19 protein-coding genes are annotated in these 21394 nt (G+C 67.5%); 15 read left to right on the top strand and 4 right to left on the bottom strand.

Features of this window, described 5'->3' with window-relative positions:
* The first annotated feature begins 47 nt into the window (after nt 1–47).
* From DES47_RS12385 to DES47_RS12325, 12 genes are all read left to right on the top strand, one after another.
* The gene (locus tag DES47_RS12385; RefSeq protein WP_133701022.1) at nt 48–2669 is read left to right on the top strand and encodes a NosR/NirI family protein; all 2622 of its coding nucleotides are present in this window, start codon (nt 48–50) and stop codon (nt 2667–2669) included.
* Nucleotides 2666–3943 carry a nitrous oxide reductase family maturation protein NosD gene (locus tag DES47_RS12380; RefSeq protein ID WP_133701021.1) on the top strand — a complete coding sequence of 426 codons (1278 nt, stop codon included), beginning with the start codon at nt 2666–2668 and terminating at the stop codon, nt 3941–3943. Before DES47_RS12385 ends, DES47_RS12380 begins: the two co-directional genes overlap by 4 nt.
* Entirely contained in the window at nt 3918–4871 is a 954-nt protein-coding gene (locus DES47_RS12375; RefSeq protein WP_133701020.1) for an ABC transporter ATP-binding protein, read from the top strand. The genes DES47_RS12380 and DES47_RS12375 overlap by 26 nt, the downstream gene beginning before the upstream one ends.
* Nucleotides 4864–5688, top strand: coding sequence for an ABC transporter permease (locus DES47_RS12370; RefSeq protein ID WP_208114980.1), 825 nt, complete (start codon nt 4864–4866; stop codon nt 5686–5688). The genes DES47_RS12375 and DES47_RS12370 overlap by 8 nt, the downstream gene beginning before the upstream one ends.
* The gene (locus DES47_RS12365; protein WP_133701019.1) at nt 5685–6209 is read left to right on the top strand and encodes a nitrous oxide reductase accessory protein NosL; all 525 of its coding nucleotides are present in this window, start codon (nt 5685–5687) and stop codon (nt 6207–6209) included. Before DES47_RS12370 ends, DES47_RS12365 begins: the two co-directional genes overlap by 4 nt.
* Nucleotides 6210–6502: 293 nt before the next feature.
* Entirely contained in the window at nt 6503–6928 is a 426-nt protein-coding gene (locus DES47_RS12355; protein ID WP_133701017.1) for a c-type cytochrome, read from the top strand.
* A gap of 12 nt (nt 6929–6940) precedes the next feature.
* Nucleotides 6941–8365 (top strand): cbb3-type cytochrome c oxidase subunit I, encoded by a 1425-nt coding sequence (locus DES47_RS12350; RefSeq protein WP_133701016.1) that lies wholly within the window; start codon nt 6941–6943, stop codon nt 8363–8365.
* Nucleotides 8365–9174, top strand: coding sequence for a CbbQ/NirQ/NorQ/GpvN family protein (locus DES47_RS12345; protein WP_208114979.1), 810 nt, complete (start codon nt 8365–8367; stop codon nt 9172–9174). The genes DES47_RS12350 and DES47_RS12345 overlap by 1 nt, the downstream gene beginning before the upstream one ends.
* Nucleotides 9175–9425: 251 nt before the next feature.
* A complete protein-coding gene (locus tag DES47_RS12340) occupies nt 9426–10436 on the top strand; it encodes a 4Fe-4S binding protein (protein WP_243748285.1) in 1011 nt (336 codons plus the stop codon).
* 301 nt (nt 10437–10737) lie between these two features.
* A complete protein-coding gene (locus DES47_RS12335; RefSeq protein WP_133701015.1) occupies nt 10738–12576 on the top strand; it encodes a nitric oxide reductase activation protein NorD in 1839 nt (612 codons plus the stop codon).
* A 62-nt stretch (nt 12577–12638) separates the two neighbouring features.
* Complete coding sequence (locus DES47_RS12330; RefSeq protein ID WP_133701014.1) at nt 12639–13343, top strand: Crp/Fnr family transcriptional regulator; 705 nt, start codon at nt 12639–12641, stop codon at nt 13341–13343.
* A gap of 121 nt (nt 13344–13464) precedes the next feature.
* On the top strand, nt 13465–14208 hold the full coding sequence (locus tag DES47_RS12325) for a Crp/Fnr family transcriptional regulator (RefSeq protein WP_243748284.1): 744 nt from the start codon (nt 13465–13467) through the stop codon (nt 14206–14208).
* Here DES47_RS12325 and DES47_RS12320 read toward each other — a convergent pair.
* Genes DES47_RS12320 through DES47_RS12310 form a run of 3 tightly spaced genes read right to left on the bottom strand, consistent with a single transcriptional unit; the run spans nt 14202 to nt 16873 of the window.
* On the bottom strand, nt 14202–14822 hold the full coding sequence (locus DES47_RS12320) for a hypothetical protein (protein ID WP_133701013.1): 621 nt from the start codon (nt 14820–14822) through the stop codon (nt 14202–14204). The genes DES47_RS12325 and DES47_RS12320 overlap by 7 nt on opposite strands.
* Before the next feature lie 4 nt (nt 14823–14826).
* Nucleotides 14827–15141 (bottom strand): c-type cytochrome, encoded by a 315-nt coding sequence (locus DES47_RS12315; RefSeq protein WP_133701012.1) that lies wholly within the window; start codon nt 15139–15141, stop codon nt 14827–14829.
* A 13-nt stretch (nt 15142–15154) separates the two neighbouring features.
* The gene (locus DES47_RS12310; RefSeq protein WP_133701011.1) at nt 15155–16873 is read right to left on the bottom strand and encodes a nitrite reductase; all 1719 of its coding nucleotides are present in this window, start codon (nt 16871–16873) and stop codon (nt 15155–15157) included.
* Nucleotides 16874–17080: 207 nt separating this feature from the next.
* Between DES47_RS12310 and DES47_RS12305 the strand changes: the two genes are divergently transcribed.
* Entirely contained in the window at nt 17081–19018 is a 1938-nt protein-coding gene (locus DES47_RS12305) for a TonB-dependent receptor plug domain-containing protein (RefSeq protein WP_133701010.1), read from the top strand.
* Here the strand turns inward: DES47_RS12305 and DES47_RS12300 are convergent.
* On the bottom strand, nt 18953–19909 hold the full coding sequence (locus DES47_RS12300) for a LysR substrate-binding domain-containing protein (protein ID WP_133701009.1): 957 nt from the start codon (nt 19907–19909) through the stop codon (nt 18953–18955). The two genes, DES47_RS12305 and DES47_RS12300, sit on opposite strands and share 66 nt — an antisense overlap.
* Before the next feature lie 195 nt (nt 19910–20104).
* Here DES47_RS12300 and DES47_RS12295 point away from each other — a divergent pair, with 195 nt between their 5' ends.
* Nucleotides 20105–21265: an MFS transporter gene (locus DES47_RS12295; protein ID WP_133701548.1), complete on the top strand. Its 1161-nt coding sequence runs from the start codon at nt 20105–20107 to the stop codon at nt 21263–21265.
* Nucleotides 21262–21384, top strand: coding sequence for a hypothetical protein (locus DES47_RS29580; protein ID WP_279537332.1), 123 nt, complete (start codon nt 21262–21264; stop codon nt 21382–21384). The genes DES47_RS12295 and DES47_RS29580 overlap by 4 nt, the downstream gene beginning before the upstream one ends.
* The last annotated feature ends 10 nt before the right edge of the window (nt 21385–21394 follow it).

Below are 21394 nucleotides of genomic sequence, written 5' to 3'. Positions count from 1 at the left end.
GCGTGTCTCGAGCACACGCGGCCACAGGGGCGCAGCCAGGGATAGAAATGCAGCTTCAACATTACCGGTTCGCGGCCTTGCTGGCCGCGTTTTTTCTGGCGCTCCTGCTGAGCGGCGGCCGAGTCCATGCGGCCGGCGGCGCCTACGAGGCCGAGCTGCCCGCCGACCTGGCCACGGCCAAGGACATGTGCGCGCTGCTGCCCTGCGCGGCGGTGTTCCCCGGCGCGAAAAGCTTCTCCGAGCGCATCGGCTCACCGCCCTACGTCGAGGCCTATGGAGACCCGATAGCCGGCAAGAAGCCGCTGCTGGGCTATGTGATGCTGTCCACCGACATCACCGACACGCCCGCCTACTCGGGCAAGCCGGTCGTCACCTTGATTGGCATGGACATCAAGGGCCGCTTTGTCGGCGTCAAGGTGCTCAAGCATTCCGAGCCCATCCTGCTGCTGGGCATACCGGAATCGGCGCTGCTGAAATTCAATGATCAATACCTCGGCAAGTCGGTGGCCGACAAGATCGAGGTCGGTCAGTCGCGCCCCGACGAGGGCGTGCTGGGCGTGGACGCCATCTCGGGCGCCACCGTCACCGTGATCGCGCAGAACCAGGTGATGATGACCTCGGGCACCGCCGTGGCCCGCCAGGTCGGCATCCTCGCGCCCACCGTGCGCGAGCCGGCCAAGTACCTGGAGCGCGGCAAGCCCCTGAGCTGGGCCGAGCTGGTCAAGCTCGGCGCCGTGCAGCGACTGCTCGTCAAACCCGAACAGGTGGGCCTTGAGCGTTCCGGCGAGCCCTTCATCGAGCTGTGGTTCGGTGATCTGAACCACCCCGACCTCGCGCGCAGCCTGCTGGGCGAGCTGGGCCGCAGCAATCTGCAGGGGCAGCTGAAGCCGGGCGAGCATGCACTGTTTGTCGTGCGCACCGGTGGCGTCGAATCGTTCAAGGGCTCGGGCTTTGTGCGCGGCGGCATCTATGACCGCGTGCAGGTCAAGCAGGGCGCCGACTCGTTCACCTTCCGCGACCTCGACTATCTGAACCTCTACGGGCTGGAGGCGGCCGGCGCACCGGCCTTCAACGAGTCGGCGATCTTCGTCATCCGCAGCAAGGCATTCTCGGCTTCCTATCCGTGGAAGCTGGCCTTTCTGGGCAACCGGGTGGACCGTGCCACCGGCACGCGCAGCTTCACCGTCTTCGATGCGAACTACTGGCTGTCCGACGAGCTGCTGCAGGGCGGCCGTCCGGTCATCGAAGAGGCCGCCGCGCCCTGGGTTCAGGTGTGGAAGACGCGCGCCATCGAGATCGCGCTATTCGCCCTGCTGCTGGTGGCGGTGACCGTGGTCTATGCCTTCCGCGAAGCGCTGACCCGGCGGTCCACGCACAAGAACAAATGGCCGGTGAATGCCTTCAAGTACAGCGCCTGGGCCATCAGCATCGTTTTCGTCGGCTTCGGCGCGATGGCCCAGCCCTCGATCACCCAGGTGCTGACCTGGTTCCACTCGCTGCTGTTCAACTGGACCTGGTCGCTGTTCCTGAGCGACCCCTTCATCTTCCTGTTCTGGATCTTCATCATCCTGACCGTGTTCCTGTTCGGCCGCGGCCTGTTCTGCGGCTGGATGTGCCCGTTCGGTTCGCTGTCGGAAGCGATCTTCAAGATCGGGCGCAAGCTGGGCCTCAAGCGCTGGCAGAAGCCCGTGCCGCAGGCCGTGCACGACCGGCTCAAATGGCTCAAGTACGCGATCTTCTTCGCCCTGCTGGCGGTCTCGATGTTCGACATGGGCCTGGCCGAGAAACTGTCCGAAGTCGAACCCTTCAAGACCACCTTCTTGGTGGGCGTGACGAACCGCGCCTGGCCCTACGGACTGTTTGTGGCCGCGATCCTGGGTGTGTCGCTGTTCATCGAGCGGCCCTACTGCAAATACATCTGCCCGCTGGGCGCCTCGCTTGCCATGCCCAGCACCTTCCGCTGGTTCGGTCTGAAGCGCAAGCAGGACTGCAACAGCTGCAAGGCCTGTGCAGTGGGATGCGGCGCCCAGGCGATCGACGCCGATGGCCGCATCGACCACCGCGAATGCCTGCACTGCCTGGACTGCATGGTGCTCTACACCGATGCGAAGGGCTGCCCGCCGCTGTCCAAGGAGCGCAAGCGGCGCGAGCGCGACGGCCTGGAGATCACGCCGATCGGCCGTGACGGCTACTTCATCCCCATCCATCCGATGCCGGCGATGAACCCCAAGGTGGCCAACGGTCCCGACCCGCGCATGCCCACCGATCCGGCAACGCCGCCGCACAAGGCCGATGCCACCGGCATCAGGTGGCTGTGGCTGGAACTGGTCGACCACCTCTGGCCCTGGAGTGCCGAAGGCTGGAAGACGCAGCGCGGCCTGCAGATCGCCGGCTTCTCGCTGGCCATCGCGGCCAGCCTGGCCTGGGTGCTGGCCGGCACCGGCAGGCTGTCCGCCAGCGCCATCATCGGCTGGTGGTTCGGCTGGAGCGTCTATGAGGTGCTGATACGCCTGGCCGGCAAGCGCTACGTCAAGGACGGCCCCTGGTGGCAAGGCAACTACCGCCGCGCCAGCGTGATGGACATGCTCAGCTATGTCGGCTTCAAGAACCTGCTGATCGGCGCGGCGCTGTTCCTGACGCTGAAGGCCCTGGGGCTGGTGCCGGCATGAGGCAAGTCCTGGCCCTCGTTGCGCTGTGCATGACCCTGCTGGGTGCGCAGGCGGCGACGTTGCGCGTCAAGCCCGGCGAGGCCCTGCAGCCGGTGCTGGACGCGGCCAAGGCCGGCGATGTGGTCGAGGTCGAGCGCGGCTTCTATACCGGCAACTTCCTGATCACCAAGCCGCTGACCCTGCGCGGCCTCCAGCGCCCCACGCTCAGCGGCGGCCAGCGCGGCGACACGATACGGGTGACGGCGCCCGATGTGGTGATCGAGGGCCTGATCGTGCGCGACTCGGGCGACAGCCTGAAGGACCAGAACGCCGGCATCTACATCCGCCCCGGCGCCCACCGCGCCGTGGTGCAGCGCTGCGACCTGACCTACAACCTGTTCGGCCTGTGGATAGAGAAGGCCAACGACGTGCGCATTGAGGGCAATCTGATCACCGGCAAGCGCGAGTACAACTCCTCGCAGCGCGGCAACGGCGTGCAGCTCTACAACACCACCGGTGCACGCATCATCGGCAACAACATCGGCTTCGTGCGCGATGCGCTGTATGTCGATGTGTCGCACCAGGCGATCTTCCGCGGCAACAAGCTGCACCACAGCCGCTACGGCAGCCACTATATGAACTCCTACTACAACCTGTGGGAGGACAACGACAGCTACTACAACCGCGGCGGCCTGGCCCTGATGGAGGTGCGCAACCAGGTGGTGCGCAACAACCGCACCTGGGGCAACTCCGACCACGGCATCATGCTGCGCACCTTGCAGGACTCGGTGGTCGAGAACAATGTGGTCGCCGGCAACAACCGCGGCCTGTTCATCTACGACGTCGAGTACGCCACCCTGCGCGGCAACCTGGTCGTCGACAACCATGTCGGCGTGCATCTGTCGGCCGGCTCGACGCGCAACGTCGTCCAGGGCAACGACTTCATCGCCAACCGCGAGCAGGTGCGCTATGTCGGCGCGCGAGACGAACCCTGGGGTGCCAAACCAGGCGCTATCGCAGGCGGAAACCATTGGAGCAACTACCTCGGCTGGGACCGCAACGGCGACGGCGTCGGCGACCTGCCCTATGAGGCCAATGACATGGTGGACCGGCTGAGCTTCCGGCACCCGAGCATGAAGCTGCTGCTGGCCAGCCCGGCCGTGCAGGCGCTGCGCCTGGTCGGTCAGCAATTCCCTGTGCTGCGCGTGCCCAGCGTCGTTGACGCCCACCCGCAAATGCAGCCGACCCACAAGAACTGGAGCCTCTGGCGTGACAAGCACTACCCCGGTCAATGAGGTGCCCGCGGCCATCGCGCTGCGTGACGTGACCAAGCATTTCGGCGCCGTGCACGCGGTCGACGGCGTCTCTTTGAGCGTGCGTCGCGGCGAGCTGTTCGGCCTGATCGGCCATAACGGCGCCGGCAAGAGCACCCTGTTCAAGATGATGCTGGGCCTGCTGCCGGTCAGCAGCGGCGAGATCGCGATCGCTGGCGCCTCGGTGCGCGGCCGCGACTTCCGCGCCGCCCGCCGGCAGATCGGCTACCTGCCAGAGCACCTGGCGCTGTACGACAACCTCAGCGGCATCGAGACGCTGCGCTTCTTCGCCAGGCTCAAGGGCGCCGACCTCGCGGGCTGCGCGCCACTGCTGGAGCGCCTGGGCCTGGCCGCCGCGGCCAGGCGTCCGGTGCGCGAATACTCCAAGGGCATGCGCCAGCGCCTGGGCTTTGCCCAGGCCCTGCTCGGCGCGCCGCAGGTGCTGTTCCTGGACGAACCCAGCAACGGCCTGGACCCAGCGGCGATACGCGAGTTCTACGCCATCCTGCACGAGCTGCGCGACCAGGGCGTGACGGTGCTGATCACCTCGCACATCCTGGCCGAGCTGCAGGAGCGGGTGGACCGGCTGGCCATCATGGTGAGCGGCCGGGTGCAGGCGCTCGGCAGCGTGCCGGAGCTGCGCGAGCAGCAGGACATGCCGCTGCACATCGTGCTGCGCCTGCCGCCGTCGGCGCTGGAGCTGCTGCGCAGCTGCCTGGGCGTAGTGCCCGGACTGAGCCTGAGCGCCGTGGCGGGCCAACCGGGGCAGCAGCTGATCAGCTGCCCGCGCACGGCCAAGATGTCCGTGCTGGCCGCACTCGCACCGCTGGGCGACCTGCTGCTCGATCTGCAGATTCAGGAGCCCTCGCTGGAGGACGTATTTTTCGGACTGAGGGGCCCACATGCCTGACATCGAATGGCGCCAGCTCGCCACCCTGGCGGGCAAGGAGTTCCGCGACCGCATGCGCAACCGCTGGGTGCTGGCCGTCGCGCTGGTGTTCACCGTGTTCTCGCTGGTCATCACCTATTTCGGCGCGGCCCAGCAGGGGCAGCTCGGGCCGCGCTCGATCGAATTCACCATCGCCAGCCTGGTCAGCCTGGTGATCTATCTGATCCCGCTGATCGCCCTGCTCTTGGGCTTCGACGCCATCGTCGGCGAACGTGAGCGCGGCTCGCTGGACCTGCTGCTGGCCCTGCCCATCACCCGGCTGGAACTGCTATTGGGCAAGTACCTGGGCCTGGCTGCGGCGCTGACGCTGTCCACCGTGATCGGCTTTGCGCTGGACGGCCTGCTCTTGTTCCGCCAGTTCGGCTGGCCCGGTCTCTACCACTACCTCGGCTTCGTGTTCAGCTCGGTGCTGCTGGGCCTGGCCTTCCTGAGCCTGGCCCTCTTGATCTCGGTGCTGACGCGCGAGCGCACCAAGGCCTCGGGCCTGGCGATCGCGCTGTGGTTCGGCCTGGTGCTGGTGTTCGATCTGCTGATGCTGGGCCTGCTGGTGGCCAGCGGCGGTGAATTTGGCGGCCAGGCCCTGGCCTATCTGCTGCTGCTCAACCCGACCGACATCTTCCGCATCCTCAATGTCTTTTCACTGGACCAGGTGCGCAGCCTCTACGGCCTGGCCAGCATCGTGCCCCCCGCCCTCGCCAATCCCTGGCTGATGGGCTGCGCCATGCTGGCCTGGATCGGTGCGCCCCTGGCCCTCGCCACCTGGAGATTCCGCTCATGAACATCCTCACCCGTCGTCAGTGGCTGTTCGCCGCCCTGGCCGGCAGCGCTGTGCTTGCCGCCTGCGGCGACAAGACCAGCACCCAGCTCGCCGCCGTCGAGATAGACCCGAGCAGCACCTGCGACCTGGACGGCATGCTGCTGGCCGACTACCCCGGCCCCAAGGCGCAGATCCACTTCAGCGGCGCGCCAAAGCCGACCTGGTACTGCGACACGGTCGAGATGTTCAACACCCTGCTCAGACCCGAGCAGGTCAGGCCCATCCTGGCCGTCTTTGTGCAGGACATGGGCCAGGCCGACTGGGAGCAGCCGCGCGGCCACTGGTTCGACGCCAAGACCGGCTTCTACGTGCTGGGCAGCAAGCGCCATGGCTCGATGGGTCCCACCGTGGCCAGCTTCAAGCAGGAGGCCGATGCGCAGAAGTTCATCGCCCGCTACGGCGGGCGAATGCTGCGCTATGCCGAGGTCAAGCCCGAGATGGTGGACCTCAGCGGTGGCGCACTGCACGACAGCCGCATGTAGCCAGCGCTCATGTTCAAGGCACTACCGATGGCGGCGCTGCTGGCGCTGGCCTGCGCCGCCGCCAGCCCGCTGCTGTTCAGCGCCCGTGCCAGCTCGCCGGTGGTGGACCTGCCGCCCAGCGAGATCTGCCGCGTCGCCCGAAGCCAACCGGACCAGGACGAGCAGGCCGTTCAGCACAGGCGCGGACACCGACCCGCGGCGGACCCAAGCTCCCGCTTCCTTGTTCCTGTTCAAGGAAATTCCCTAGCAAATCACTAGGCTACTGACATCTCATCCCACATCGGAGCAAAACCATGAGCCGAGGCTTCACCAGCCAGATGGCACGGAACATCTTCTATGGCGGCACCCTGTTCTTCGTGCTGCTGTTCGCCGTGCTGATCTTTGATACCGAGCAACGCATACCCGAGCGATCGAACGCCGCCGCCATCACCCCGGCCGTGGTGCGCGGCAAGCACATCTGGGAAACGCGCAACTGCATCGGCTGCCACACCTTGCTGGGCGAGGGCGCCTATTTCGCGCCCGAGCTGGGCAATGTCTACAAGCGCCGGGGGCCCGAGTTCATCAAGGCCTGGATCAAGTCCCAGCCCACCGGTGCGCCGGGCCGCCGCCAGATGCCCAACTTCAATCTGACCGACGCGCAGCTCGACGACATGGTCGAGTTCCTCAAATGGACCAATGGCGTGAACACTGAGAAGTGGCCGCCGAACATTGAAGGTTGAGGAGAGAACAACATGAAAACCGCCACCCTCAAATTCCAGTCGCAGTCCGTCTCCAAGCTCTACTTCATCGGCGCGCTCGCACTCTTCGTCGGCCAGATCGTCTTCGGCCTGACCCTGGGCCTGCAGTATGTGATCGGGGACCTGATGTTCCCGGCCATACCGTTCAACATCGCCCGCATGGTGCACACGAATCTGCTGATCGTGTGGCTACTGATGGGTTTCATGGGCTCGGCCTACTACCTGGTGCCCGAAGAGGCCGAGACCGAGCTCTTCAGCCCGCTGCTGGCCAAGATCCTGTTCTGGGTCTTCCTGGCCGCCGGTGCCGCCACCATACTGGGCTATCTGCTGGTGCCTTACGCCACCCTGGCCCAGATGACCGGCAATGACTTCCTGGCCACCATGGGCCGCGAGTTCCTGGAGCAGCCGCTGCCGACCAAGGTCGGCATCGTCATCGTCGCGCTGGCCTTTCTGTTCAACATCAGCATGACGGTGCTGAAGGGCCGCAAGACCGCCATCACCCTGGTGCTGCTGATGGGCCTGTGGGGCCTGGCGCTGATGTTCCTGTTCAGCTTCGTCAACCCCAGCAATCTGGTGCGCGACAAGATGTACTGGTGGTTCGTCGTCCACCTCTGGGTGGAGGGCACCTGGGAGCTGATACTGGGCGCGCTGCTGGCCTTTGTGCTGATCAAGACCACCGGCGTGGACCGCGAGGTGATCGACAAGTGGCTGTACCTGATCGTCACCATGGCCCTGGTCACCGGCATCCTGGGCACCGGCCACCACTTCTTCTTCATCGGCCTGCCGGGCTACTGGCACTGGGTGGGCAGCGTGTTCAGTGCACTGGAGCCCGTGCCCTTCTTCATGATGACCCTGTTCGCCTTCAATATGGTGCAGCGTCGCAAGCGCGAGCATCCGAACCAGGCCGCCGTGCTGTGGGCCGTCGGCTGCTCGGTGATGGGCTTCCTGGGTGCCGGCCTGTGGGGCTTTCTGCACACGCTCAGCCCGGTGAACTACTACACCCACGGCAGCCAGATCACCGCGGCCCACGGCCACCTGGCCTTCTATGGCGCCTACGTGCTGGTGGTGATCGCGATGATCAGCTACGCGATGCCGATACTGCGCGGCCGCGAGGCCAACTCGCGCCGTGCCCAGGGCTACGAGATGTGGAGCTTCTGGATCATGACCATAGGCATGGCGGTGATGGTGCTGGCCCTGACCGGCGCCGGCGTGCTGCAGATCTGGTTGCAACGCATGCCCACCGAGGGCGCGATGAGCTTCATGGCCACGCAGGACCAGCTGCGCTTCTTCTACTGGATACGCGTTGGCGGCGGGGTGATGTTCCTGGCCGGCCTGCTGGTCTACCTGGCAAGCTTCTTCGTCGGCCCCGGAGTCGAAGAGGATGAAGTGCCGGCCAATGCCCGGCTGAGGACCGCGTGATGGAAATGAGCAGCGCGCGGCTCCTGAGCGAACTGCCCTACTATGCAGAACAGGCCGGTGAGTGCCGGCTGTTCGAGCGGACCCATGCGAGCCGCCTGCCCCTGCTGATCAAGGGCCCCACCGGCTGCGGCAAGACGCGGCTGGTCGAGCACATGGCGGCACGGCTGGGCCGTCCGCTGGTGACGGTCAGCTGCCACGACGACCTCAGCGCCGCCGACCTGGTGGGCCGCCATCTGATCGAAGGTGGCGACACCCGCTGGTGCGACGGCCCGTTGACAAGGGCGGTGCGATCGGGCGCGATTCTCTACCTCGACGAGGTGGTCGAGGCGCGCAAGGACACCACCGTGGTCCTGCACCCGCTGGCCGACGACCGGCGCCAGCTGCCGATCGAGCGCACCGGCGAGCTGCTCGACGCCGCACCTGGCTTCATGCTGGTGATCAGCTACAACCCCGGCTACCAGAACCTGCTCAAGGGGCTCAAGCCCAGCACCCGCCAGCGCTTCGTCGCGCTGGGCCTGGGCTATCCCAAGCCGGAGGTGGAGCAGTCCATCGTCCAGGCCGAGAGCGGCTGCACGGCCGAGCAGGCAAGCCGGCTGGTGCGCCTGGCGCAGGCACTGCGGCGGCTGACCGAACACGATCTGGAAGAAACCGCCAGCACACGCCTGCTGGTGATGGCTGCACGGCTGACCGTTGCCGGCCTGAGCGTGGAGCAGGCCTGCCAGGCAGCCATCGTCGATGCGCTGACCGATGATGCCGAAACTGCCGTCGCGCTCGCCGAGGTGGTGGCAGCGGTGGTTGGTGGTGCCTGAAGTGCACGGGATCGATTCGCCGCCACTTGCCGGTCCATGGCGCCTCGCTTTGTTGGTGCGGCAGAGGGGGCGGGGGGCCGGCCACTGCGGGCTGAAGCTTGGGCCGGTCCCTTCGGCCCGACCTCCAGCTTCTTTATGCCCGCAGTGGCCGGTCCCCCGCCCCCTCTGCGGATACGATGGTGGCCGCCGCCCCCGCGTGCTTTGCGGATTGGCGCGCCCTCGTCCCTGCCGCCTCAAAATTCGAACGCGTCATGTGTAGCGCCAAGCGCCGCGAAGCTGCGGAGATGGTGTTGGCCGCGCCGCCTTTGACGCAGGTGGGCCGCATGGCGCGCCTGCAGCGCCTGCGCCGCGCCACCCAGCTGGGTTTTTTCGCGCTGTTCCTGCTCGCTCCGGCGCTGAACCTGCTGCGCTTCGACCTGGGCGAGACCCAGCTCTGGTTCCTGGGCTTTCGCTGGTCGCTTGGCATTGATGCCTTTGTGCGCGGCGAAATCAGCGCCAATGAGGCGGCGGCCTCGATACTGTTGCGCGGCATCCTGCCGGCCCTGCTGTTCGTGGCCGGCTTCATGACGGTGGCATGGCGCCATGGCCGCATCTACTGCGGCTGGCTGTGCCCGCACTTCTCGCTGGTCGAGACGCTCAACGACCTGCTGCACCGCGCCACCGGCAGGTTCAGCCTCTGGGACAGACAGGCCACGGCCAAGACCGGCCGCAGCCCGCAGCGCCGCTGGTGGCCCCTGTTCCTGATCAGCTGCCTGTTCTTCGGCTTTCTGTGGTCCATCACGCTGCTGACCTATCTGCTGCCGCCGGCACTGATCTGGGGCAACCTTTTCGGCGGCACCTTGACGCCCAACCAGGCTCGCTTCATCGTCATCGCCGGAGCGGTGTTCAGCGCCGAGCTGCTGCTGGCCCGTCATCTGTTCTGCCGCTTCGGCTGCGCCGTCGGTCTGTTCCAGAGCCTGGCCTGGATGGCCAATCCGCGCGCCCTGGTGGTGGCCTTCGCCCGCGAACGCGCCCGCGACTGCCGCGACTGCAGCACCGCAAAGTCTCCCGAGGGCGCAGCCTGCGACACGGCCTGCCCGATGCGGCTCAAGCCGCGCAATGTCAAGCGCCTGATGTTCTCCTGCGTGCAGTGCGGCCAGTGCGTGACCGAGTGCGAGACCTCGCATGCCCCACGCGGCGCCAACCCCAATCTTGAGTGGACGGTGGGCGTCGATGCGCTGCGCGAGACGCTGCGCCAGCGCCGCGCCGACAACGGACGCTGAAGTGAAACTGATCGGATCGCTACTGGGTGTCGGTGCTTGCCACCTCGCGTTGTTGGCGCGGCAGAGGGGGCGGGTGGCCGCCGACTCCGCGTGGTGCGCGTGCTTTGCGGATTGGCGAGCCTGCACACCCGTTGCAGCAGGGGCGAGGGCGTGCCGGTCGCAGCGGGCATAAAGAAGCCGGAGTTCGACCCGTTCAGGGACAGACAAGGCTTCAGCCCGCAGCGGCCGGCGCGCCCTCGTCCCTGCCGCCTGGCATTTCAAATGTGTCGTGTGTGGCGCCAAGCGCTGTGGAGTAGCTGAGATGGAAGAGTGGGTCGGCGAGCGGTGGCACCGCTTCATCAACCGGGCGGCGCAGAGCGGCTTTCCGGACCAAGCCGTGCGCCTGCCCGAGGTGCAGCGCGCAGCCGCCCTGCTCTACCGGGCCGCCGGTGGCGCCAGCGCGGTGCGCGTCGTGCCGGCCAGCCAGGAGCGCATTGCCGGGCCACGCGGCTGGTTGCAGCGCCTGGCCGGCTCCGGCCAACGCGCCGCACGACCGCGCCTGGACGCCGAAACGCTCGCCCTGCCGCCACAGATCGATGTCTTCAATGACACCGGCCTGAACCGCGATCTCTATCTGTGGCTGGCCGCGCTGGCCGCCTCGTTCGAGCCGGGCCTCGGCTGGGCCGGCGCCAACCTCGCCGCCAGCGCCCGTGCACTGCAGCGCTGCCCGGGCCTGCGTCCGCGCTACGAACGCCTGCTCGCCGCCCACCTGCAGCATCGCCCGGACCCGGCCGGCCTGGGCGCGGAAGCGGCGCAGGCCGAGCGGCAGCTGCAGGCCCTCTTGCGTGGCGAAACAGGTGGCGAAAGCCTCGATGAACCGCTAGCCGGCGCGCAGCTGGCCCCCGTCTGGCTCTGGCTGGAGCCCTGGACGGATGCGCCCGCCGCCGCCGCCCGCAGCCAGCCCGACGACGCCACGGCCCATGACGCGGCCAAGCCCCGCCTCGGCAACAGCACCCGCCGCCGCACGCGCACCCAGGCCCAGCCGCAGGGCCGCGCGCCGCTGCTGCTGCCCTCCAAGGTCGAGTCCATACTGACCTGGAGCGAGCATGTGCCGCTGGACCGCGGCACCGACGACGAGGACGATGGCCAGGCCGAGGCCGCCGCCGACGACATGGACAGGCTGACCTTGAGCCGCGATGGCAAGGCCTCGGCCTCGCGAGTCAAATTCGACCTCGACCTGCCCAGCGCCAGTGCCGACGACCAGCCGCTGGGCCCCGGCGAGGCCCTGCCCGAGTGGGACTGGAAGCAGCAACGGCTGCTGGCCGATCATTGCCGCGTCCAGACGCTGGCGGCCTGCCCGGCCCAGGGCTTTGTGCCGCCGCCGAGCCTGCGTGCCACGGCGCGCCGCGTACGCCGCGGCCTGGAGCTGCTGCGCGCCGCACCGCACTGGCAGCGCGGCTGCAGCGACGGCGAGGCCATCGATCTGGACGCCTGGGTGCGCCATGCCACCTCGGCCGGTGCCGGCCCGCAGTGGGGCGAGCCGGCCGTCTATGCCCGCCGACAGCGCGGGGAGCGCAGCCTGGCCACTCTGCTGCTGGCCGATCTGTCGCTGTCCACCGACGCCCACATCAGCAACGAGGCGCGCGTGATCGACGTGATACGCGACAGCCTCTATGTCTTTGGCGAGGCACTGCAAGGCCTGGGCGACGCCTATGCGATGCTGGGCTTCAGCTCGGTGCGCCGCAACCATGTGCGCATCCAGCATCTGAAGGGCTTCGACGAGACCTGGAACACCGGCGTGCAGGCCCGCGTGGGCGCCATCAAGCCCGGCTACTACACCCGCATGGGCGCGGCCATACGGCTGGCCACGCGCCGCCTGGCCGAGCGCCCCGAGCGCCAGCGCCTGCTGCTGATACTGACCGACGGCAAACCCAATGACCTTGACGTCTACGAGGGCCGCTGGGGCATCGAGGACACCCGCCATGCCGTGCAGCAGGCGCGCGACGCCGGTCTGCTGCCCTTCTGCCTGAGCATCGACGAGGAGGCCCATGACTACCTGCCCCATCTGTTCGGCCAACAGGGCTGGGCCCATGTGCGCCAGCCGTCCGAACTGCCGCTGCGCCTGGCAGCGGTCTATGCCCGGCTGACGCGCGCCGTTTGACGAAGGTCAAGCCAATCCGCCGGCCCCGGTGACCAAAATGCGCTGCCTTGTGGAGACCTGCCATGGACATGCGCGCCTTCGATCTGCCGCGTTATCTTTCAAACCTGCCGCTGTTCTCCGATCTCAGCCCGCCCGAGTTGCTGCGCCTGGCCGGCGGTTGCCAGCTGCGGCGCTATCTGCGCGGCGAATCGATCTTCCATGTGGGCCAGCCCTGCGAGGAATTTCATGTCACGGTGACCGGCCAGGTCAAGCTGTTTGCCCTCTCGCCCGCGGGCCAGGAGAAGGTGATCGAGCTGGTCGCCCCCGGCCACAGCTTTGCCGAGGCGCTGATGTTCACCGGCAAGCCCTACATCATCAACGCCCAGGCGCTGACCGACTGCCTGCTGCTCAGCGTCGCCAAGGCGGCGGTGATCAAGGAGATCGAGCAGGACTCGCGCTTTGCCCTGCGCATGCTGGCCGGCATCTCGCGCCGCCTGCACGGCCTGGTGCATGACGTCGAGGCCTATGCGCTGCACAGCGGCGTGCAGCGCGTGATCGGCTATCTGCTGCGCGACCATGAGGCCGAGGACTGCGTCAGCGGCGACATCATCACCGTCTCGCTGCCGGTCAGCAAGGCCACCGTGGCCTCGCGCCTGAGCCTGACGCCGGAGTACTTCTCGCGCGTGCTGCACGAGCTGGAGTCGGCCCGGCTGATCGAGGTGGACAAGCGCGACATCCGCATCCTCGACGCGCGTCGCCTGGCCTGCTATCCGGCCGTGGCGGCCTGAAGGTAGCCCTACTCCTTTGGAACTAGGCGCCCTCGTTCTGTGGACCTAGCGGCGAGCCGCGCTTGACCTTGATCAACTGCCGGACAGCGAGGCTGAACAAAATCGCCCCGCAGAGCAGGCAATGCTGCTCATCAGCGAGGTAACACCCATGTTCGTCAGCAAGCACCCGGCCAGCTTCGATCTGCCACGCTATCTGTCCCTGCAGCCGCTGTTCAGCGGCCTGGGCGAGGCCGATCTGCAGCGCATCGCCGCCGATGGCTGCGCCCTGCTGCGCCTGGTGCGCGGCGAGCCGCTGCCGCAGGGCTGCCCGCAGGGCAGCGAATGCTTCCACATCGTTGTCACCGGTCAGCTCAAGCTGTTTGCGCTGGCCAGCAACGGCGGCGAGAAGGTGATGGAGCTGGTGGGGCCCGGGCAGAGCGTGGGCGAGACCCTGATGTTCAACGAGCAGGCCCATCAGGTGAACGGCCAGGCATTGACCGATGTGCTGCTGCTGCGCATACCCAAGGCCGCGATCACGGCGCAGATCAGCCGCGACCCGGCTTTTGCGCTGCGCCTGCTGGACCACGCCTCGCAGCGCATCCAGAGCCTGCAGCGAGATGTCGAGTCCTACTGCCTGCACAGCGGCGTGCAGCGCGTGGCCGGCTTCCTGCTGGGCCGGCATGCGCCGCCGCAGCCCGGTGCTGGCCTGCCGCACACGGTGTCGCTGCCGGTCAGCAAGGCGACCATCGCCTCGCGCCTGTCTTTGACGCCGGAGTACTTCTCGCGCGTGCTGCGCGAGCTGGAGGACGAGGGACTGATCGCGATCTCGCGCCGCGACATCCGCATCCTGCGCCCGCAAAGCCTGGCCAGCTACACGCTTCAGTAGGCAGGCGCGGCCTGCACCGGCCGCCAGCGCCGGGTGTCGAACATGACCTGGCCCTCGCCATGGTCCAGGCTCAGCAGCCATTGCCCCTCACGCTGCAGCAGCCTGGCACTGCCAATATCGGCCGACCCCAGGCTGGCGATGCGACGCCGCACATCGAGATGCAGCACCACCAGTTGGCCGCCCTGCTCGGCCAGCAGCCAGGGCATGCGCGGGTCGAAGAAGATGGCGCCGATGGGCGCATCCAGCGGCATGCGCCGTGGCGTCAGATAGCCCGGGCTGGCAATGCCCTCGCCCATCCGGTAGTCATGCACCAGGCCCTCGTAGACCGGTGCGGCGGCGGGGTCGTAGGCAATCTCCCAGAGTTCGGCCAGACCGCTGAGCACGACGATGAAGCTGCGCCGCGCACTGGCGTCTCGCAGCGCCTGCACGGTGCCGCGGCGGCCGCGCGCATCGGCCGCCTGCCAGCGGCGCAGCTCGGTGCCATCGGCTCCGCTCAAGATCAGCTGCTGGCCCTGCGCGAAAAGGCGCAGGCCCTCGGCATTGCTGACGAGGGCCTGTGCGCGGGCCAGTGCCGGGGCGGCCAGGAACAGGGCCAGCGCCAGACGCCTGTTCACCTTCTCACTGCCTCAGTATCCAGCCCACCGAGGCCTGCAGATCGGCGTCGCTGATCTTGTCGGCACCGCTGGGCGGCATCGGGATCGGGCCGAACACGCCCTTGCCACCGGCCCGCACCTTGGCCACCAGGCTCGCCGAAGCGTCCTGGCCCTTGTACTTGGCCGCGATGTCCTTGAACGCAGGCCCCACCAGCTTCTTGTCCTTGGTGTGGCAGGCCATGCAGCCGCCCTTGGTGAGCAGGGCCTCATCGGCCCGGGCGGCGGGGACTGCGGCCAGCAGGGCCGCCGCGACGGCGCATAGGAGTTTGCTTGTCGTCATCGTGCAGCCCTTCTTAATACACGTCGTGTTGGGTGTTGTAGACATTGAACTTGCCCGTGGGCGTGATCAGGCGCGGGTCCTTGATCACGGCCTTGAGCTTGAGAGTCTTGTCGTCCACCACGACGATGGCGCTCTGCTTGTCCTTGGCCGACCAGACCGAGAACCAGACCTCGTCACCGGCCTTGTTGAACTCGGGCTGCACAACGCGCTTGGCACCGTCGTCCTTCAGGCCGGCCCATTCGGCGATCGGCAGCACCTTGAAGCCCTTGTCCAGCGCGTTGATGTCGAACACGGCCACCGACTGCGAGATCGCGGCATCCGGGTTCAGCGGCGTGTCCGAGTACAGGTGCTTGGACTTCGGATGGGTCTTGATGAACAGCGCGCCGCCGCCCTGGCCCTTGATCTGCGCCACTTCGGTGAACGCATATTGCTTGTGCTTGATCGGGTCGGTGGCGATCAGCGAGATCGCCTCGTCACCGAGGTGGCCGGTGCTCCAGACCGGGCCGAACTTCGGATGGATGAAGTTGGCGCCGCGGCCCGGGTGCGGGATCTTGCTGACCTCGACCAGCTTGACCAGCTTGTCTTCCTTGGCATCGACCACGGCAATCTTGTTGCTCTGGTTGGCCGCCACCATGAAGTAGCGCTTGGTGCTGTCCCAGCCGCCGTCATGCAGGAAGCGGGCGGTGCCAATGCTGGTGATCTTGAGCGCGTCGAGGTTGGTGTAGTCCACCATCAGCGTCTGGCCGGTCTCCTTGACGTTGACCACGAACTCGGGCCGGAAGTGGCTGGCGACGATGCTGGCCACGCGCGGCTCGGGGTGGTACTCCTGCTTGTCCACGGTGTTGCCGCGGGTGGAGACGATCTTCAGCGGCTCCAGCGTGTCTCCCTTCATGATGACGAACTGCGGCGGCCAGTAGGCGCCGGCGATGACCAGCTTGTCCTCGAAGCCCTTGTACTTGCTGGCGTCCACCGAGCGCGCCTCCAGGCCCATGCGGATCTCGGCCACGTTGTCGGGCTTCTCCATCCACAGATCGATCATATTGATCTTGGCGTCGCGGCCGATCACGAACAGATAGCGCCCCGAGGCCGAGGTGCGCGAGATGTGCACCGCGTAGCCGGTCTTGACGATGTTGATGATCTGCTTGGTGTCACCGTCGATCAGGGCCACCTCGCCGGTGTCGCGCAGGGTCGTCGAGAAGATGTTCTCGATGTTGTACTTGTTCATCTTCTTCTTCGGCCGCTGGTCCGGCGGCACGATCACCTTCCAGGTCGCCTTCATGTCGGCCATGCCGAACTCGGGCGGCACCGGCGCGTCATGCTGGATGTAGCGGGCCATGATGTCCACTTCTTTCTCGGACATCTCGCCCGAGGTCTGCCAGTTGGGCATGCCGGCCGGCGAGCCGTAGGCAATGAAGACCTTCAGATAGTCGGTGCCCTTGCCCAGCGTGATGTCGGGTGTCAGCGGCTTGCCGGTGGCGCCCTTGCGCAGCACGCCGTGGCAGCCGGCGCAGCGCTCGAAATAGATCTTGCGCGCGACGTCGAACTCGGCCTGCGTCATCGCCGGGGCCTTGGGGTTGGTGCTCTGCACCATCGGTACGTCGCTCAGGGCGGACGGTGCGGCGTGGTACTTCACATCGCCGGGGCTGACGTCCTTCTTCTCCTGTGCCTGGGCCGGCAATACGGCAAAGGCCGCGGCGAGCATCAGCAGCTTGGCGGTGGGCAGCTTCTTCATGGTGACTCCTAGGGGTTTGGTATCCAGTTTGTGAGGACATCGTCCCGCGCACGGCGCCCTGCGTCCTTGAACTGGTTCAAGTCCTGCTCGCTTGTTGCTCGCCTGTTGCTGGCTTGCTGCGTACCGCGGGGCAAACCCGAACTGGGTCAAGGCGCGGCAAGACCTTTGTCTGCATGCTGGCGCCAACACTGGTCAACGGACACCGCCATGAGATCCCCGAAGTACACCCACAGCCTGCTGGCCCTCGCCGCACTCGCCTGCCTCGGCACGGCCAGGGCCGAGCCAGAGCAACTGCCCATCGTGCTGGTCTCGGCCACGCGCCATGCGATGGCGCTGGTCGACGCGCCGGCCGCAGTGACCGTGATCACCGCCGAGCAGATTGCGCAGCGCGGCGCCGACAATGTGCTGGAGGCGGTGCGCGGCGAGACCGGCATCAGCGTCTTCGGCCGCACGATCAGCGGCCGCAAGACCGTGAGCCTGCGCGGCATGGATGCGCGCCACACGCTGTTCCTCGTCAATGGCAAACGCATAGGCGCCAGCGACGGCGTGATCGGCCACTCCGACTTCCAGCTCGACTGGGTGGCCGCCGACGAGATCGAACGCATCGAGATCGTGCGTGGCCCGCTGTCGGTGCTCTACGGCGCCGAGGCCATGGGCGGCGTGGTCAACATCATCACCCGCCAGCCCGGCGAGCAGTGGCAGGGCAGCGCAAGGCTGGAAGGCTCATGGGCCGATGGCGGCCGCGGTGGCGACGGGCATCGCGTTTCCGCCCGCCTGGCCGGCCCGCTGGCCGCGGGCCTCGCCGCCTCGCTGACCGTTGCCGACAGCCGGCGCGATGCAGTGTCATCGAGCCTGGACCCGCGCATCTCCGACATCGAGGGCCGCCACAAGCAGGATGCCGGCCTGGCACTGCAATGGACGCTCAGCCCCGGCCAGCAGCTGGAGCTGGAAGGCCGCGGCGGCCGCGAGGAGCGCGATGCGCTGGCCGTCGAGCGCAGCGGCAAGAAGCGCGTGTATGCAAGCGACACCCTGCTGGAACGCAGCCATGCGATGCTGGGCTGGACGGCGAACTGGGGCGCCGCCCGCGAATGGAACAGCGTGCTGCGCGCCTACGCCAGCCGTGTCGCGATGAGCAATCTGCGCAGCAACGGCGTGGCCTCGCTGCGCCCCAACACGCTGAACGACCATGTGCTGGAGGCGAACCTGAACGGCCGCCTCAGCGCCGCCCACTGGCTCACCACCGGCCTGGAGCTGCGCGAGGAGAAGTTGCGCAACGAGGGCCTGGTCGGCGGCGAGGCCGGTGCCTCGCACCGCTCGGTGTTCGTGCAGGATGAATGGACGCTGAGCCCCGCGCTCACCGTCACCGCCGGCCTGCGCCGCGATCACCATGAGCGCTTCGGCGGCGAATGGAGCCCGCGCCTCTACGCCGTCTGGCATCTGGCCCCGCACTGGACGCTCAAGGGCGGCACCAGCCATGGCTACAAGCCGCCGACGCTCAAGCAGATCAGCCCTGGCTATCAGGAGGACGAGGGCCCCTACACCTACCAGTCAGAGCCGACCCTGCGCCCCGAGAGCAACCGCGCCGTCGAGCTTGGCATGGGTTGGGACACGCAGGACGCGGGGGCCCAGCTGATGGTGTTCAACAACCGCGTGCGCGACCTGATCGTGCCGGTGCTGGTCAGCACCACCGGCCCGCGCAGCCTGTTCCGCTTCGCCAATGTCGACCGCGCCCGCCTGCGCGGCCTCGAGGCCTCCGCCCGCTGGCGCCTCGCCAGCGGCTTCAGCCTGGCCGCCAACTACCAGTACCTCGACGCGCTGGACGGCCAAGGCGCCCGCCTCGAAAAGCGCCCCCGCCACACCCTCGGCGCTGGCCTCGACTGGGCCGTTGGCCCCTGGCGCGCCAGCCTGCGCGCCGAGCACAGCGCCGGCCAGCTTCTGGCCTCCACCGTGGTCGGCCAGCCGCCCCAGCCGGTGCCCGCGCTGACGCTGTGCAATGCCAGCCTGGGCTGGAACTTCAGCCCGCGGCTGGCGCTGGACCTGGGCGTCACCAATCTGGGCAATACCCAGCTGGCCGAGCGCTCAAGCCTGTTCACCTGGGCCGAGGCGCCACGGACCTGGCGGCTGAGCCTGCGCGGCAACTGGTAGCGCCGCCTCGCTCTCGATCCACGCGGCCACGCGCTGCACATCGGGGCGTGGCGGCTCGCTGGCGCGAATCAGCCAGTAGGCATGGCTCGTTGCGATGCTCAGCTCCGGCGGCGTGAGCCGTTGCAGGCGGCCGGCATCGAGCAGCGGCTGTATCAGCTCCAGCCGCCCCAGGGCCACGCCCTGCCCGTCCAGGGCCGCCTGTATCACCTGGTCGTACTGATTGAATCGCAGAAAGCCCCTGGGCCGTGCCTCGCCCAGGCCCTGGGCCTGCAGCCAATCGCCCCATTGCAGGAAGGGATGCAGCGGGTTGTCGAACTCCAGCAGCGACACCTGCCCCAGCGCCTCGGCCATGGACCGCAGGCCCAGCGCGGGATGGACCACCGGCGCCAGCGACTCGCCGAACAAGCGGCTGGCACCCGCCGGCGCCAGCGCAGGCGTCGTGTAGCGAATGGCCAGGTCGATGCCGTCGTGGCGGAGATCGACGATGCGGTTGTTGGCGGAGACGCGCAGGTCCACACCCGGATGCAGGGTCTGCAGCCGGCTCAGGCGCGGCAGCAGCCACAGGCCGGTGAAGCCTATGCTGGCGCTGAGCATCACCGGGCGCTGCACGCCGTCTGCTCGCAGCTCGCCCAGCACATCCTGCAACTGCTGCACGGCACCATCGGCACTGCGGAACAGCCGCTCGCCCTCGGCCGTGAATGCGATGGAGCGATGGCCACGCATCAGCAGCTTGAGGCCCAGCTGCTCCTCCAACGCATGGATCTGCCGGCTCACCGCAGACTGGGTCAGGCACAGATCCTGGGCCGCGAGCGTGATGCTCATGCGACGCCCGACCGCGACAAAGCCTCGAATCAGATCGAGAGACGACAGGCGAACCAGCGGAAGTGACATTACCGTTGCTCATGTGAAGCGGCCGAAGAATCGATTGAAGCACAGCGCCTGAAAGCCTCAAATCGACACTTAGCCAGCCAAGGACGAGACACCGTGACAACAGCCCCCTTACCCCGACCCGACGGCGCCGCCTCCGACCCGTCCACCGCCTGGTGGCAGCAGGCCTGGGTACTCGTCCTGGCCGGCGGCATCGTCATGGGCCTGGCCCTGGGCGTGCGCCACGTGCAGGGCCTGTTCTTTCTGCCCATCACGATGGACCGGGGCTGGTCCCGCGAGACCTTCGGCCTGGCCATGGCCATACAGAACCTGACCTGGGGCATTGCGCAACCGTTCACCGGCATGCTGGCCGACCGCTACGGGTCGGCCAAGGTGGTGGCGGCAGGCCTTGCCTGCTATGCCGCTGGCCTGTACCTCATGATCCAGGCCGACACCACCACCAGCTTCATGCTCAGCGCCGGCGTGTGCATAGGCATAGGCCTGTCGGGCACCACCTTCGGGGCGGTGTACGGCGCACTCAGCCGGCTGGTCGCGCCGGAGCGGCGCAGCTGGGCCCTGGGCCTGGCGGGCGCGATCGGCGGGCTCGCGCAATTCGTGATGGTGCCGGCGACGCAGGAACTTCTTGGCCGGTGGGCCTGGAGCGGCGCCCTGATGACACTGGCCCTCGTGATGCTGATGGCGCTGCCGCTGGCGCGGGCACTACAGGAAAAACCGCAGGCCGCCACGCGCAGCGATGCCGACCTGCCCCTGGCAACTGCCCTGCGCGAGGCCTTCGCCCATCGCGGCTTCTGGCTGTTGAACCTGGGCTTCCTGGCCTGCGGGTTCCAGCTTGCCTTCATCGCCACGCATCTGCCGGCCTATCTGCTGGACAGGGGTATGCGGCCGTCCGAGGGCGTCACCGCCCTGGCCATCATTGCCCTGACCAATATCTTCGGCACCTACTACAGCGGCCAGCTCGGTGCGCGCTATCGCCGCAAGCATCTGCTGGCCGGCATCTATCTGGTGCGCACGGCGGCCATGGCGCTGTTTCTGCTGCTGCCGCCAAGCCCGCTGGGCCTCTACGCCTTTGCTGCGGTGATGGGTTTTGTCTGGCTCGGTACGGCGCCGCTGACCAATGGCCTGGTATCGCAGGTATTCGGGGTGCGCTACATCACCACCCTGTTCGGCTTTGTATTCCTGGGCCACCAGCTGGGCGCATTTCTGGGCGTCTGGCTGGGCAGCCGGCTGTTCGAGATCACCAAATCCTACGACCTGATCTGGCTGTGCGCGCTGGGCCTGGGCCTGCTGGCGGCACTGCTGCACTGGCCGATCGACGACCGCGAGTTGGTGCGTCTGCCCAAGGCCGGGGCGGTGGCATGAGCTGGCGCACCACCGCCGGCTGGGCACTGCTGACCGCGCTGTGTCTGCTGGTGTTCTGTGCGTGGCTGAATCCCGCCAACGTCGCATCCTGGCTGCTGCTCGCTGCGTTCTGCACCTGAATCCACCCTC

Origin of the sequence: Roseateles toxinivorans (assembly GCF_004362525.1) — a bacterium.
Lineage (GTDB): Bacteria > Pseudomonadota > Gammaproteobacteria > Burkholderiales > Burkholderiaceae_C > Paucibacter > Paucibacter toxinivorans.
This window is presented reverse-complemented; position numbering and strand designations above follow the sequence as displayed.

Coding starts and splice junctions, on each gene's coding strand:
- DES47_RS12385 (WP_133701022.1), top strand. CDS start 48: ATGCAGCTTCAACATTACCGGTTCGCGGCCTTGCTGGCCGCGTTTTTT.
- DES47_RS12380 (WP_133701021.1), top strand. CDS start 2,666: ATGAGGCAAGTCCTGGCCCTCGTTGCGCTGTGCATGACCCTGCTGGGT.
- DES47_RS12370 (WP_208114980.1), top strand. CDS start 4,864: ATGCCTGACATCGAATGGCGCCAGCTCGCCACCCTGGCGGGCAAGGAG.
- DES47_RS12365 (WP_133701019.1), top strand. CDS start 5,685: ATGAACATCCTCACCCGTCGTCAGTGGCTGTTCGCCGCCCTGGCCGGC.
- DES47_RS12355 (WP_133701017.1), top strand. CDS start 6,503: ATGAGCCGAGGCTTCACCAGCCAGATGGCACGGAACATCTTCTATGGC.
- DES47_RS12350 (WP_133701016.1), top strand. CDS start 6,941: ATGAAAACCGCCACCCTCAAATTCCAGTCGCAGTCCGTCTCCAAGCTC.
- DES47_RS12345 (WP_208114979.1), top strand. CDS start 8,365: ATGGAAATGAGCAGCGCGCGGCTCCTGAGCGAACTGCCCTACTATGCA.
- DES47_RS12340 (WP_243748285.1), top strand. CDS start 9,426: ATGTGTAGCGCCAAGCGCCGCGAAGCTGCGGAGATGGTGTTGGCCGCG.
- DES47_RS12335 (WP_133701015.1), top strand. CDS start 10,738: ATGGAAGAGTGGGTCGGCGAGCGGTGGCACCGCTTCATCAACCGGGCG.
- DES47_RS12330 (WP_133701014.1), top strand. CDS start 12,639: ATGGACATGCGCGCCTTCGATCTGCCGCGTTATCTTTCAAACCTGCCG.
- DES47_RS12325 (WP_243748284.1), top strand. CDS start 13,465: ATGCTGCTCATCAGCGAGGTAACACCCATGTTCGTCAGCAAGCACCCG.
- DES47_RS12315 (WP_133701012.1), bottom strand. CDS start 15,141: ATGACGACAAGCAAACTCCTATGCGCCGTCGCGGCGGCCCTGCTGGCC.
- DES47_RS12310 (WP_133701011.1), bottom strand. CDS start 16,873: ATGAAGAAGCTGCCCACCGCCAAGCTGCTGATGCTCGCCGCGGCCTTT.
- DES47_RS12305 (WP_133701010.1), top strand. CDS start 17,081: ATGAGATCCCCGAAGTACACCCACAGCCTGCTGGCCCTCGCCGCACTC.
- DES47_RS12300 (WP_133701009.1), bottom strand. CDS start 19,909: ATGTCACTTCCGCTGGTTCGCCTGTCGTCTCTCGATCTGATTCGAGGC.
- DES47_RS12295 (WP_133701548.1), top strand. CDS start 20,105: ATGGGCCTGGCCCTGGGCGTGCGCCACGTGCAGGGCCTGTTCTTTCTG.
- DES47_RS29580 (WP_279537332.1), top strand. CDS start 21,262: ATGAGCTGGCGCACCACCGCCGGCTGGGCACTGCTGACCGCGCTGTGT.